This window comes from Clavibacter vidaverae (assembly GCF_047529985.1).
Lineage (GTDB): Bacteria > Actinomycetota > Actinomycetes > Actinomycetales > Microbacteriaceae > Clavibacter > Clavibacter nebraskensis_A.
On sequence record NZ_JBLJAM010000001.1, the window covers coordinates 1476431 to 1489837 of the forward strand.

Below are 13407 nucleotides of genomic sequence, written 5' to 3' on the forward strand. Positions count from 1 at the left end.
CACGCCGAGAGCACACGTTGACACCCAGCACCGCCACCACCCCGCCCCGCCGGGCGGGACGCGTCCGCCGATGGATCCTCCGCACTCTCCTGGCGCTGTTCGTGCTGCTGCTCGCGTGGCTGCTCGCGGGCATCCCGCTCTTCGTCCTCCCGCCGGCGAGCCAGCCGGACAAGGCCGACGTGATCTACGTCATCGGCCCGCCCAACCCCACGCGCCGCGACCTCGCGGCGAAGCTCGTGGACGAGGGCTACTCCGACACGGTCGTCTTCTCCGTGCCGTCCACCGGCCCGCAGTCGGCCGGCGAGCTCGCGGCGTGCAAGGGCGAGTTCCCCTACCCCGTGACGTGCGACACCCCGTCGCCGTTCACGACGCAGGGCGAGGCGCGCTACCTCAAGGAGAAGTCCGAGGAGAACGGGTGGACGAGCGCCATCGTCATCACCTGGACCCCGCACGTGACCCGCACGCAGCTGATCTTCGACCGCTGCTTCGACGGCGACCTCATGGTGGTCGAGGACCCGGTCGACTTCGGCCTCCGCCAGTGGATCTCGCAGTACACGTACCAGACCGGCGCCTTCGTCAAGGCCCTCGTCACGCCCGGCTGCTGACCCGATCGTCGCGTCGCGGCCCGTCCGGTCAGCCGGGCGGGGTTGAATGGACGGCATGACCCTCGCGATCGGCCCGACGACCGGCGACGACCTCCACCTCATCTCCCTCAACGTCCGCATGCCGTGGCACGGCACGCGCGCCGGCGAGGCCGACCACTGGCCCGAGCGCCAGGAGGTGCTCACGCGCTTCCTGCAGCAGGAGCGGCCCACGGTGCTCGGCGTGCAGGAGGCGCTGTGGCCGCAGGTACAGGCGATCGAGAAGGCGCTCCCGCCCTCGTACCGCATGGTCGGGCAGGGCCGCGAGGGCGGCAGCCACGGCGAGCACGGCGCGATCTTCTACCAGGCCTCCCGCCTCACCCTCCTCGAGCACGACGTGATGTGGCTCTCGGACACCCCGGACGTGATCGGCAGCATGACGTGGGGCAACCCCATGCCGCGGATCCTCACCTGGGCCCGCTTCCAGGACGAGGCCACCGGCACCCCGTTCGTGGTGCTCGACACGCACCTCGACCACGACGTCGCCGAGGCACGCGACCGCGCCGCCGAGGCCATCGCCGAGCTCGTGCGCACGCGCTTCGCGGGCCTGCCTCTCGTGCTCATGGGCGACTTCAACGCGCCCGTCGACTCGTTCCCCTACGACGTGCTCACCCGCCGCGCCGGGCTCCGCGACTCCTGGCTCGACACCGCGCGGCAGGCCACGCCCGCGTTCGGCACGTTCCCCGACTACCGGCCGCCGGTCGTCGACGCCCCGCGCATCGACTGGATCCTCGTGAGCGAGCGGGTGGACGTCCGCGCCGCCGCGATCAACGACTTCGCCTGGCGGGGCCGCATGATGAGCGACCACCTGCCGGTGCAGGCGCTCGTGCGGCTCGGCTGACGCGAGCCGTCACGCGTCCTGCCGCGGCCGGCGGGCCTCGTAGCCTGGGTGGATGACCACCGCACCGAAGGTATTCGCCATCCACGAGAACCCCGAGTGGTTCGGGCCGTTCGCCGAGGCGCTCGACGCGCGCGGCGTGCCGTACGAGGAGTGGCTCCTCACCGACGGCGTGCTCGAGATCGACGAGGCGCCGCCCGAGGGGATCTTCTGGTCGAGGATCAGCGCCTCGGCCCACACGCGCGACCACGCGCTCTCCAAGGACTACACGCGCGCGCTCATGAGCTGGCTGGAGGCGCACGGCCGCCGCACGGTCAACGGGCGCCGCACGATCGAGCTCGAGGTGAGCAAGGTCGACCAGCTCACGGCCCTCCGCGCCGCCGGCATCGAGGTGCCGCGGACGCGCGCCGTGATCGGCAGCCACCGCATCGTCGAGGCGGCGCGCGGCCTGCCGACGCCGTTCATCACCAAGCACAACCAGGGCGGCAAGGGGCTCGGCGTCCGGAGGTTCGACAGCGTCGAGGAGCTGGCCGCCTACGTGGAGGGGCCGGACTTCGAGGAGCCGCAGGACGGGATCACGCTGCTGCAGGAGTTCCTGGAGGCGGCGACGCCGCGGGTGACGCGCGTCGAGATCGTGGGCGGGCGCTTCGTCTACGCGATCCAGGCGGACACGGCGCGCGGCGGGTACCAGCTGTGCCCGGCCGACGCCTGCGCCATCGACCCGACCACGGGCGCGCTCGTGATGCCGCCCGGCGCGACCATCGCGCAGCAGCCCGGTGACACGATCTTCTCGCTGCGGGAGGACATCACCGCGGAGCACCCGCTCGTGGAGCGCTACGTCGCGTTCCTCGCGGGCCTCGGGATCGAGGTGGCCGGGATCGAGTTCATCGAGACCGCCGACGGCCGGCTCGTGACCTACGACGTGAACACGAACACCAACTACAACGCGGGCGTCGAGGCGGTCGCTCCCGCCTCGGGCCCGGGCGCGGTGGCGGAGCTGCTGGAGCGCGTGCTGCGGGAGGCCTACCCGGAGGGCTGAGCCCCGGGCGTCCGGCGGCCTCAGTCCGTCGGGCCGCCGTCCTCGGGCGCCACCGCGGAGGTGGCCGCGCCCTGGTCCTCGGCGATCTGCGTGTGGTGGTGGATGACCTCCGCGACGATGAAGTTCAGGAACTTCTCCGCGAAGGCCGGGTCGAGCCGCGACTCCTCGGCCAGCGCGCGGAGGCGGAGGATCTGGCGGCGCTCGCGCTCGGGATCCGCCGCCGGCAGCCCGTGCGCGGCCTTCAGGCGGCCGACCGACTGCGTGAACTTGAACCGCTCGGCCAGCAGGTGGACGAGCGCGGCGTCGATGTTGTCGATGCTGCCGCGGATCTCCCCCAGCTCCTCGAGGGCGGCTCGGGCGTCGTCGTCGAGGGGAGCCCCTGCGGGGCCGGTGTTCTCAGGCATGGCACGACCCTACCGATGCGGGCCTGGACGACGGAGGCGGGCGTCCCCATCGGGGACGCCCACCTCGCGGGTCGTGCTGGCGCGTCAGTCGACGATGGAGATCGTGACCTCGATGTTGCCGCGCGTGGCGTTGGAGTACGGGCAGACCTGGTGGGCCGCGTCCGCGATCTCCTGGCGGCGCTCGGGGGCGACGTTGGGGAGGTAGACGTCGAGCTCGACCGCGAGGCCGAAGCCGCCCTGGCCGTTGTCGCCGATGGAGACGCTGGCCGAGACCTCGGCGTCCTTCGTGTCGACGCCGGCGTTCTTGCCGACGAGGTGGGTGGCGCCGAGGAAGCAGGCGCTGTACCCGGCGGCGAAGAGCTGCTCCGGGTTCGTGCCCTCGCCCGAGCCGCCCATCTCCTTGGGGGGACGGGTGTCGAAGTCGATGCGGTCGTCCTCGCTGCGGACGTGTCCGTCGCGTCCTCCGCCGGAGGCGTGCGCGATAGCGGTGTAGATGGATTCCATGGATCCATCAGACCACGACGGAGCTGGGAGCGCGCGCCGCTCGCCGTGCACGTTCGCCGCACGGACGGTGGACCGCGGGCGAACGCGAGCGATGGGGCGGGCGGCCTCCCGGGCGCGTCGTCGAGCGGCGTGCCGGGGCGGATCCGGTCAGGGCAGGAGGCCCGAGCGGTAGCCCCAGACCACCGTCTGCAGGCGGTCGCGCGTGCCGAGCTTGGTCATGATGCGGGTGAGGTGCGACTTCACGGTGCTCGTCTCGATCACGAGCCGGCCGCCGATCTCGTCGTTGGAGAGGCCGTCGCCGAGGAGCCGCACGATGTCCTGCTCGCGCGGCGTGAGCACGTCCGCGCCCGGGTGCACGGCGCTGGCGGCGCGGCGGCGCGTGAACTCGGCCATGACGCGGCGCGTGGTCACGCCGTCGAGGGCGGCCTGCCCGGCGGCGAGCGCGCGGACGGCCGCGATGAACTCGTCGGGCTCGGCGTCCTTGAGGACGAAGCCGCGGGCGCCGGCCTCGAGCGCGCCGAAGACGTACTCGTCGAGGTCGAAGGTCGTGGCGACGAGGACGGCGGGGCCCTGCCGGTCGTCGAGGGGCGCGCGGCCCGGGGCGGGGTCGGCATCGGCGTCCGCCCCGGTGATCGCGCGGGTCGCCTCGATGCCGTCGCCGCCCGGCATGCGCACGTCCATCACGACGACGTCGGGCGCGAGGCGGTCGACGAGCGCGACGGCCTCGCGTCCGCCCGCTGCCTCGCCGACCACCTCGATCCCGCCCGCCGTCTCCAGCACGACGCGGAAGCCGGCGCGGACGATCGACTGGTCGTCGACCAGCACCACGCGGATCACGCGTCGCCCGCCCGGTCCGCGGCGACCGGCTCCACCGGGAGCTCGAGGCGCACGCGCCAGGTGCCGGATCCGGTCGGGCCCGCCTCCAGGCGGCCGCCGACGAGCGCGGCCCGCTCGCGCATGCCGACGAGCCCGTAGCCGGGCGAGGCCGCGGACGCGACGGCGGGGAGCCGGTTCTCGATCTCGAGGGCGAGGCGCGTCGGACGGGCGTCCAGGGTGAGCGTGACGGCGGATCCGGGCGCGTGGCGGCGCGCGTTCGCGAGGGACTCCTGCACGGTGCGGTACGCGGTGACGTCGGCGAGCGGGGCGAGCGCGGGGAGGTCCCCCGCGGTGCGCTCCTCGACATCGGTGCCGGAGGCCCGCGCCGCGTCGACGAGGCCGCCGACGTCGGCCAGGCCGGGGACCGGGTCGGTGCCGCCGCCCGCGCCGCCGGTGGGGCCGTCGTCGGTCTGGCGCAGGATCCCGACGATGGAGCGCAGCGCATCGAGGGTCTCGCGGCCCTGCACCCGGATCCCGCGGAGGGAGTCCTTGGCGCGGTCGGGATCGAGGTCCACGAGCCGCTCGGCCGCGCCCGCCTGCACGACGAGGGCCGTGAGGTGGTGCGCGGCCACGTCGTGCAGCTCGCGGGCCATGCGGGTGCGCTCGGCCGAGACCGCGGCGCGGGTGAGCGCGGCCTGGTGCTCGATCGACTCCGCCGCGCGGGCCAGCGTGTCGCGGTCGTGGCGGCGGCGGAGGGCGACCCAGGAGCCGACGGCGGCGCTCGCGACGGCGATGAGGATCCCGCTGACGAGGATCGAGGTCGCCGAGACGACCGTGTCGACGCCGAGGCGGACGTCGACGGAGTCGGGCACGAGCAGCGCGCGGACGTGGCCGGTGGCGGCGAGGACGGCGCCGACCGCCTCGATGCCGACGGCCGCCGCGACGACGCGCACCGCGGATCCGGCCGGGAGCACCGCCCCGACCGTGTACGCCGCGACGACGGGCGCCGCGGCCCAGAACCCGAACTCCGGCGGGAGCACCGCGATCAGGACGGCCTGGAGGGCCGACACCGCCAGGAGCGTCGTCCGCGGGCGGCGTCGCCGGGCCGCGAGGGGCGCGCACTGCACGAGGGCGATCGCCGCGATGACCGCGCCCTGCGCCGGGGACATGGTGCGCAGGGTGCCGTCCGCCCAGACGAGCGCGGCGAGGACGCCGAGGAGCAGCACCGTCATGACCGCCCAGGCGACCGCGGCGGCCGCGTCGCGTCCGTCGTCGGTGCGGATCCCGAGCCGCTCGAGGCCGCGCCGGGCCCGGTCGCCGAGGGCGACGCCGGGCCGGCCTGCCGCGGGACGGCGGGGCGGGACGGGCGCGCCGTCGACCGCGGCGGGCGCGGGCATCGGATCGGTCACGCTCCGAGCATGGCAGGCGTCACGCCCGTCCCGGCCCCGCATCAGTAGCTCACGCTCGGCGCGAGCAGGCGGAAGCCGATCGCGAAGGCCGCGACGCCGATCAGCGCGAGGAGCACGAGCGCGCGGCCCACGACGATCCACAGCCCGCGCCGCGTGCGGACGGCCTGCCAGACGGCGAGCGCGGCGGGGATCACGGCGAGGACGCCGACCACCTGCATCGCCTGGAGGGTGCGCATCGTGCCCGCGCCGACGTCGACGAAGGAGAGCGCCTGCACGGCCGCGACCGACCAGCCGAGGAGCGCCACGAGCGTCACCGCCTGCCCGATGCGGGACAGGAGGAGCGTGCGGCTGCGGCGGGGGCGCGGCGTCGCCACGGCGTCGTCGGCGGCGTCGGCGCGGGTGGCGCGACGACGGCGGCCGAAGCCCGCGATCGCGGTGACCGGCCAGACCACGACCGAGACGAGGAGCACGGCCACGGCGGCCAGCAGGCCCGGGATCGCCGTCCCGGCGACCTGCCACGGCTCCGCGCGGAGGAGCGTGAAGGACGCGCCCCACGCGATCGCGTCGACCGGCCCGCCGTCGGCGGAGGCGCGCGTCGCGATCACGGCGTCGCCGCCGACCTCGCGCCAGAGGTCGTCGCCGGCCCTCTCGTACACGCCCGTCGTGACGCCGAGCGGCTTCGGGGTGATGGCGATGGTGCCGTCGGCGCGGGGCACGATCTCGGTCTGGCCGCTGAGGTTCAGCAGCGCGCCCGGGTTGGAGAACGGCGAGCGGGACGAGAGCCAGGTGCCGGCGAGATCGGCGGCGGCCTCGGGATCGCCCACGGGGGCGGCGGATGCGGTGCCGGCGTCCGCGGGGCGCAGGTACCGGTCGGCGAAGCCCTGGAGCACGGTCGTCCGCAGCTCGAGGGTGTCGACGGCGTCGCGGCCGTTGCCGTTGAAGGTCACGAAGATGCCGGCGTCGCTCTCCGGGAACATGCGCATCGCCGTGTGGAAGACGTTGGTGTCGCCGTCGTGGCCGAACGCGGGGACGCCGGGCGTGCTGTCGTCGAAGAAGGCGAGGTCCATGCGCTGGCCGGCGGCGAGCGTGCCCAGCTGGTCGGCGCCGAGGGCCGGGCGGTGCATCTCGTCGAGGGTGGCGGGATCCAGCAGCGCCTGGTCGTCGGGCAGGTCGCCGAGGTGGCCGAGCATGAAGCGGGCCATGTCGGACGCGGTGGCCGAGAGCGCGCCGGCGGGCGCCGCGTTCACGACCTCCGTCGGGTACGCCGGCTGCGTGTCGTCGGGGTAGCCCTTGGCGAGGCGCGCGTCGAGGTCGGCGGGGAGCGGCTGCGCGAAGGACGACGAGGTCATCCTCGCGCGGTCGAGCACCTCCTGCTGCACGAGGTCGACGAACGACTTGCCCGCGACGCGCTCGGCGACGTAGCCGGCGAGGCTGGCGCCGTAGTTCGAGTAGGCGGGGGTGGTGCCGGGCGCGAAGACCTGCTCCGGCGGATCCGTGCGCATCACGTCCCCGAGGTCGCGCTCGCTGCCGGCCACGCCGATGAGGCCCGTGATGACCTCCTCGAACCCGGCCGTGTGCGTGAGCAGGTGGCGGAGGGTGACGGGGCCCTTCGGGGTGCCGAGGTCGAAGTCGAGGTACTCCTGCACGTCGGCGTCGAGGTCGAGCCGGCCCTCCTCGACGAGCTGCATGACCGCGGTGGCGGAGACCACCTTCGAGACGGAGCCGACGCGGAAGAGCGTCTCGTCGGGATCCACCGGGCGGGCGGGGCTCCCCTCGGTGCCGGTGTCGGCGAGGCCGTAGCCGCGCGTGGTGAGCACCTGGCCGTCGGCGACGACCGAGACGGCGGCGCCGGGGATCCCGGTGGTCTGCAGGGCGGAGCCGACCGCGCCGTCGAGCCACGCGTCGACGTCGGTGCGCGTGAGGTCGTGGCCGCCCTTCTGGTGCTGCGGCGGGGCGGGCGGCGGCGGATCCGTCGGGGTCGCGGCGGTGGCGGCCCCCGCGGCGAGCGGGATGGCGACGGCGAGCGCGAGCGCGCCGAGGATCGAGGCGGTGCGGCGGCGCGGCCGCCGGCGGGGGGTGGAGGTGGAGCGGGGTGTCGTGTCCATGCCTCCACGCTCCCGGCTGCGCGCCGCGGGCACAGGGCGCGGGAGTCGGCACCTCGGTTGCGACTCGAGTCGCAGGCGGGCGTCGACCGGGGTCAGGCGTCGGCGACGAGCTCGACCTTGAACCGCTCGCCGTCCTCGAGGAACGCGGCGTGGTGGTCGGGTCCGCCGGCGAAGGGGTGGCGGTCGGCGTAGAGGCGCGACCAGCCGTGATCCGGGGCCTCCGCCCACAGCCGCTCGACCTCCGCGGCGGATCCGGCGGGGAACGCGAGGTGGCTGAGGCCGGCGCCGCGTCGGTCGTGCGGGAGGTCGCGCGGGGCGCGGGCGATCACCAGGTACGCGTCCCCGAGGCGGAGGCTCGCGCCGTCGGACCAGCGGGCGTCCTCCGCGTAGCCGAGCTCGCCGAGGATCCAGCCCCAGGAGGCGAGCGCCGCGTCGAGGTCGTGCACCTGCAGCTCGACGTGGTGGAGGGATCCGCGGGCGGGGCCCCTGCCTCGATCGCCGTCCGCCATGCCGCCCACGGTACGGGCGACGGCCGTTCGGGGGCGAGCGCCGCGCCCGCGGACGACGTAGGGTGAGCCCGTCGCCCCGCATCGCCGGGGCCGAACGACGCGCCGACCCGACATCCCCCGTCACGTGCGCGAGCTCGTCCCCCGATGCACGCGCCGCCGCCCTTCCGGCCCGACGCGCCGCGCGCAGGACCGGGCACGGCTTCCCGGCCGCGCCCCGACGCTGCGTCCCGTCACACCGATGTGCACCTCCCGGAGGCACTCCATCCCCCACGTCCGCTCCTACCCCGCCGGCGACGCCTCGCGCGTCCACGCCGCGACCACCCCGCCCGACGACGCCGAGCCCGGCAGCCGCAGCTACCTGGACTTCGCCGTCGTCGCCGACCAGGCCGGCCCCCACACCGTCTCCGTCACCTACGACCACTGCGCGTCCACCCCGCTGGCCCTCGGCTTCGCCCTCGACCGCGGGCAGACCCGCACGGTGCACTACCCGCCGCTGCCGCGGGGCGCGACCCGGCGCACGCTCACGGTCGACGTCGACATGCGTCGCGGCCCCGGCGTCATCCGCGTGGCCGAGGGGCCGACCGGCGCGCGGCTGCACGTGCACTCGCTGTGCCTCGCGGGGATCCGCACGGGGGACGACGCGGATGCCGCCGACGGATCCCGGGCGGCCGCCGCGCCCCGGCTGACGCCCTAGTCCCCCCGATCTCCGAGCCCATCGCCGTCCCCCGCGGGACGGCCGTCCGGCCTGCCCGCGGGTCCTGATGCCACCGCGCCCCCGAATCGCGGGCGCAGTGGCGCGGGTGTGCCGGACGCGTTACGTTCGCCCCAGTCCCGATCGGTCACCCGGCGATGGGGACGTCGTGCGCACCGGTGGATCGCGTCATGCCGGCGGTGCTGTCGCGATCACACCAGGAGCCCGACCCATACGGGGGCGCCTGGGAGCAGGGCCCGGCACGCGGTCGCGCGCTCGCCGGGCTCGGGCTCGGTGAGCCGTCCGCATCTGCACATCTCCTCGCCGGATCCGCCCGCGCACGTGACCGACCAGCCGCCGAACCACGACCGAGACGACACCCATGACCGCGGACGCGCACCTCCCGCTCGGCCGGCGCGCGATGAGCCGCGAGGACATCGAGCTGATGGTCGCCGTCGCCTGGAACGAGGAGGGGCAGCAGCGCGGCCTCCGCCCGCTGGCCTGGCAGCTCGGCGACGCCGACTTCGTGCACTTCATCGGCAGCGCCGACGCCTACTCGCGCGCGGCCCGGCGGGAGATCATCGAGGACTGGATCGCCGGCCTCGGCCTCGCCGACACGATCGACTCCACGGCGCCGCCGCTCCACCGCATCGGGTCCGACATGGTCTGGACCGGCACCATCGACGCCGTCGGCCTGCAGTTCCACTACCCCGCCGACGGCGACGAGCTGGACCCCTACGCCGACTGACCCGCGCGGGCGCCTCAGCCGGCGGGCGGAGTGCGGAAGAGGACCGGCCGGCCCTCCTGCGCGGCGATGCGGGCGTCGAGCCCCGCGCGGACGGCCGGCCACTCGTCGGCGAGGATCGAGTGGATGGCGGCGTCGCGCCAGGTGCCGTCGGCCCGCAGCTGGTCCCGCCGGCAGACGCCCTCGAAGGTGGCGCCGAGCTTGAGGATCGCGGCGCGGGAGTGCGCGTTGCGCGCGTCGGCCTGCAGCTTGACGCGGCCGAAGCCGGAGTCGAATGCGAGGCCGAGGAGGAGGCGCTTGGCCTCCGCGTTCACGACCGAGCCCCAGACGCGCGGGTCGTACGCGGTCCAGCCGAGGTGCACGCGCTCGCGGCGGACGTCGAGCTCGGTGAGGCTCGAGGTGCCGACGAGCTCGCCGTCGTGCGGGCCGCCGACGAGGATCACGGCGTACGGCAGGTCGTCCCAGCGGAAGTAGCCGCGGGCCCACTCCTCGAACGCCCGGGCATCGGCGGGCAGGCCGGCCGCGCCGCCGCCGAAGCCGCCCGCGAAGACGGCGGGGTGCCCGATCACGGCGTGCAGCGCGGGGACGTGGTCGGGCGTGAGCGGGTCGAGCCGGACGTGGGTGCCGACGAGCGGCCGGGGCGCGGGGACGGTTGCGGTCACCCGGCCAGCCTGGCAGAGAGGCGGCCGGGACCCGCGGGAGTCGCGGGCCCCGGCCGGGCCGTGGATCCGGTCAGCTGCCGGCCGTGGGCGCGGGCGTCGTGGCGGGCGCGTCGCCGGACTGCTGCGGGGCGGCGGGAGCGGTGGCGCCGCCCCGCGTGCCGGGGCCGACGGGCGGGGTCGGCGGCGTGGGCGCCGTGCCGTCGGCGCCGACCGGCGGGGCGGGAGGCGCGCAGCCGTCCGCGGGCGGGGTCGGCGGGGTAGCCGGGGTGCCGTCCGCGTTCGTGGGCGTCGGCGGCGGCGCGGGCACGGTGGCCGTGGATCCGTCCGCGTCCGTGGGCGGCGTCGGCGGCGCGGGCGGCGTGGCCGGGGTCCCGTCGGCGTTCGTGGGCGGCGCGGGCACGGTGGCCGTGGACCCGTCCGCGTTCGTGGGCGGCGTCGGGAGCGCGGGCGGCGTGGATCCGTCCGGCAGCGCGGGCGGCGCGGGGCAGGTGGCGGTGGATCCGCTCGAGGACGCGGATCCCCCCTGGCCCGACGTGTCGCCGCCGTTCCCGTCGGCGTACGCCGCAGAGGAGAACAGCGCGACGAGGCCGAGGGACGCGCCGGCGATGCCGACGGCCATGCCGGTGCGGCGCTTCCGCGGGGCCGGGGCCGGCGCCCGCTCACCGGGCTGGCGCTCGAAGACGGTGATGGTGTCGTCCATGGTGGTCCTTCCGTGTCCGCCGCGGCGCCGGGTGCGCCGTCGGTCGATGGATCCAGGCTCGGCACCGGATCTGAAGTCCTGCTTAAGTTCCGCGCCCCGGCCGGGCACCTGGCCGGGACCGCCCATCCGCGCCTCCTACAGTCGGCACATGCTCCCTCCCGCGCGCGTCCTCGTGGTCGAGGACGACGAGGCCATCCGCGCCGCCGTCGTCTCCACCCTCACCGCCGAGCGGTTCGTCGTGCGCGGCCTCGCGTCCGGCGTCGAGCTCGAGGACGAGGTCCGGACGTTCCTGCCCGACCTCGTGGTGCTCGACTGGATGCTCCCCGGGCCGAGCGGCATCCGGCTGGCCGAGGGGATCCGCCGGTGGAGCGACGCGAGCGTCATCATGCTCACGGCCCGCGACGCCGTCGAGGACCGCCTGCGCGGCTTCGGCCAGGGCGTCGACGACTACATCGTCAAGCCGTTCGCGCTCGCGGAGCTCGTGGCGCGGGTGGGCGCGGTGCTCCGGCGGCGCGGGAGGCTCGCGAGCGTGGTCGAGATCGGCGACCTGCTGGTGGATCCCGACTCGGGTCTCGCGCGCCGCGGTGGCGAGGTGCTCGACCTCACGTCCATCGAGTTCCAGCTCCTCGCCTACCTCGCCGCGCACCGCGGCCGCACGCTCTCGAAGACGCAGCTGCTCACGCAGGTGTGGGGCTACGACGACGCCGACCCGAACCTCGTCGAGGTCCACATCAGCGCGCTGCGCAAGAAGATGGAAGCGCGCGGGCCGCGGCTCCTGCACACGGTCCGCGGGCTGGGATACCGGGTGGAGGCGTGAGGGCGCTCGCCCGCGCGCGAGGTGCGGGACGCGATCGCGCACCCGCGCCTGACGCGCCCCTGCGCACCGCTTCCCTCCGCACCCGCACGGTCCTCGCCGTGCTCGCGCTCCTCGCCGTGCTGCTCGTGGCGCTGTCGCTCACGGTGCAGGCGATCCTCGGGGCGCAGCTGCGGCAGCAGATCCAGGACCGGCTCGCCGACCGGGCGTCCGCCGCCGCTGCGCTCGTGGGCGTGCTCGACGACGACGCGCTCGCCCAGCGGCTCAGCGCGCAGGGCGTGGCCGTGGAGATCACGAGCCCCGACGGCGGCGAGGTCTCGGCGCGACCCGGGCGGGATCCGCTCGGCGGCACCCTGCCCGCCCCGGACCCGCTCGGCGACGCGCCGTCGACCACCCCCGCGCCCGAGGCCCCCGCCCCGCCGGCCCCTCCCGCCGCGCGCGCCGAGGCCGTGACCGTCACGTCGAGCTCCGTCAGCTCGTCGGCCGACGGGATCACGCTCCGCTCCGACCTCAGCGACGGCACCGTGCTGGCGCTCTCGGCGGGCACCGGATCCGTGGACGACACGCTCGCCTCCCTCCGCGGGATCCTCGCGGTCGCCTCGCTCGCCTTCCTCGTGCTCGCGGCCGCGGCCCTCGTGCTCGTCGTGCGCCGCACGCTCCGGCCGCTCGAGGACATGACGGGCGTCGCGCGCTCCATCGGCCGGGGCGACCGCGGCCGGCGCCTCCGCCCCACGCGCCCGACCACCGAGCTCGGCCGCACCGCCGTCGCCTTCGACGAGATGCTCGACGACATCGAGCACGCCGAGCGGCAGGCGCTCGCCGCCGAGGCCCGCATGCGCGCCTTCGTGGCCGACGCCGCCCACGAGCTGCGGACGCCCGTCGCCGGGATCCGCGCCTCCGCCGACGCGCTGGTCCGCGCGGATCCGGGCGCCGAGGAGCGCGAGCGCCTCTCCGTGCACGTGGTGCGCGAGGCGATCCGCGCGGGCCGCCTGGTCGACGACATGCTCACGATGGCGCGGCTCGACGAGGGGCTGTCGGTCGAGGGCCGGCCGGTGCGCGTGCCGCCCGTGGTCGAGGCGGCGGTCGCCCAGCAGCGGGCGCGGACGCCGGGCACGCGCGTCGTCGCCGACGTGCGCGGCGCTCCCCCGGCCGTGCGGGCGGATCCCGACCGGCTCGCGCAGGTCCTCGACAACCTCCTGCAGAACGCCGCCCGCTACGCCGCGTCCGAGGTGCGGGTGGAGGCCGAGCCGGGCGACGCCGGCACCGTGCGGATCACGGTGGCCGACGACGGCCCGGGCGTCCCCGACGCCGACCGCGAGCGGATCTTCGACCGCCTCGTCCGCCTCGACGCCGGCCGCGACCGTCAGCACGGCGGCGCCGGCCTCGGCCTCTCCATCGCCCGCGCGCTCGCCCGCGCCCAGGGCGGCGACCTCGTGTGCCTCCCCGCCGCGCCGGGCGTCGGCGCGCGCTTCCGGCTGACGCTGCCGGTGGATCCCGCGAGCTGAGTCCTTGCGCGGACGCCGGCGATGG

At 76.0% G+C, this 13407-nt stretch carries 15 protein-coding genes; 7 read left to right on the forward strand and 8 right to left on the reverse strand.

The window, feature by feature from the left end:
* The first annotated feature begins 17 nt into the window (after positions 1 to 17).
* The 3 genes from ACMT9T_RS06730 to ACMT9T_RS06740 are packed head-to-tail and all read left to right on the forward strand — an operon-like array spanning position 18 to position 2518.
* Positions 18 to 605, forward strand: a complete 588-nt coding sequence (locus tag ACMT9T_RS06730) for a YdcF family protein (protein WP_414744816.1) — start codon at positions 18 to 20, stop codon at positions 603 to 605.
* Between the two features lie 55 nt (positions 606 to 660).
* The gene (locus tag ACMT9T_RS06735) at positions 661 to 1482 is read left to right on the forward strand and encodes an endonuclease/exonuclease/phosphatase family protein (RefSeq protein ID WP_414744817.1); all 822 of its coding nucleotides are present in this window, start codon (positions 661 to 663) and stop codon (positions 1480 to 1482) included.
* 52 nt (positions 1483 to 1534) lie between these two features.
* Entirely contained in the window at positions 1535 to 2518 is a 984-nt protein-coding gene (locus ACMT9T_RS06740) for an ATP-grasp domain-containing protein (RefSeq protein ID WP_414744818.1), read from the forward strand.
* Positions 2519 to 2538: 20 nt separating this feature from the next.
* Here the strand turns inward: ACMT9T_RS06740 and ACMT9T_RS06745 are convergent, their stop codons facing one another.
* The 6 genes from ACMT9T_RS06745 to ACMT9T_RS06770 form a co-directional block, all read right to left on the reverse strand.
* Positions 2539 to 2922, reverse strand: coding sequence for a chorismate mutase (locus tag ACMT9T_RS06745; protein WP_414744819.1), 384 nt, complete (start codon positions 2920 to 2922; stop codon positions 2539 to 2541).
* 84 nt (positions 2923 to 3006) lie between these two features.
* A complete protein-coding gene (locus ACMT9T_RS06750; RefSeq protein ID WP_053773723.1) occupies positions 3007 to 3426 on the reverse strand; it encodes an organic hydroperoxide resistance protein in 420 nt (139 codons plus the stop codon).
* Between the two features lie 147 nt (positions 3427 to 3573).
* Entirely contained in the window at positions 3574 to 4263 is a 690-nt protein-coding gene (locus tag ACMT9T_RS06755) for a response regulator (RefSeq protein WP_414744820.1), read from the reverse strand.
* A complete protein-coding gene (locus tag ACMT9T_RS06760) occupies positions 4260 to 5651 on the reverse strand; it encodes a sensor histidine kinase (RefSeq protein ID WP_414744821.1) in 1392 nt (463 codons plus the stop codon). Before ACMT9T_RS06760 ends, ACMT9T_RS06755 begins: the two co-directional genes overlap by 4 nt.
* Before the next feature lie 41 nt (positions 5652 to 5692).
* Positions 5693 to 7756 (reverse strand): serine hydrolase domain-containing protein, encoded by a 2064-nt coding sequence (locus ACMT9T_RS06765; RefSeq protein WP_414744822.1) that lies wholly within the window; start codon positions 7754 to 7756, stop codon positions 5693 to 5695.
* A gap of 92 nt (positions 7757 to 7848) precedes the next feature.
* Positions 7849 to 8265 (reverse strand): VOC family protein, encoded by a 417-nt coding sequence (locus ACMT9T_RS06770; protein WP_414744823.1) that lies wholly within the window; start codon positions 8263 to 8265, stop codon positions 7849 to 7851.
* A gap of 238 nt (positions 8266 to 8503) precedes the next feature.
* On the opposite strand from ACMT9T_RS06770, the gene ACMT9T_RS06775 reads away from it, so the two are divergent.
* Positions 8504 to 8959, forward strand: a complete 456-nt coding sequence (locus ACMT9T_RS06775; protein ID WP_414744824.1) for a hypothetical protein — start codon at positions 8504 to 8506, stop codon at positions 8957 to 8959.
* Between the two features lie 379 nt (positions 8960 to 9338).
* A complete protein-coding gene (locus ACMT9T_RS06780) occupies positions 9339 to 9704 on the forward strand; it encodes a hypothetical protein (protein ID WP_414744825.1) in 366 nt (121 codons plus the stop codon).
* 14 nt (positions 9705 to 9718) lie between these two features.
* Here ACMT9T_RS06780 and ACMT9T_RS06785 read toward each other — a convergent pair whose 3' ends face one another.
* Complete coding sequence (locus ACMT9T_RS06785; RefSeq protein ID WP_414744826.1) at positions 9719 to 10363, reverse strand: GNAT family N-acetyltransferase; 645 nt, start codon at positions 10361 to 10363, stop codon at positions 9719 to 9721.
* A 70-nt stretch (positions 10364 to 10433) separates the two neighbouring features.
* Entirely contained in the window at positions 10434 to 11063 is a 630-nt protein-coding gene (locus ACMT9T_RS06790; protein WP_414744827.1) for a hypothetical protein, read from the reverse strand.
* Between the two features lie 148 nt (positions 11064 to 11211).
* Here ACMT9T_RS06790 and ACMT9T_RS06795 point away from each other — a divergent pair, with 148 nt between their 5' ends.
* Together ACMT9T_RS06795 and ACMT9T_RS06800 are read left to right on the forward strand one after the other, a co-directional pair.
* On the forward strand, positions 11212 to 11880 hold the full coding sequence (locus ACMT9T_RS06795) for a response regulator transcription factor (RefSeq protein WP_414744828.1): 669 nt from the start codon (positions 11212 to 11214) through the stop codon (positions 11878 to 11880).
* A 98-nt stretch (positions 11881 to 11978) separates the two neighbouring features.
* Complete coding sequence (locus ACMT9T_RS06800; RefSeq protein ID WP_414744829.1) at positions 11979 to 13382, forward strand: sensor histidine kinase; 1404 nt, start codon at positions 11979 to 11981, stop codon at positions 13380 to 13382.
* The last annotated feature ends 25 nt before the right edge of the window (positions 13383 to 13407 follow it).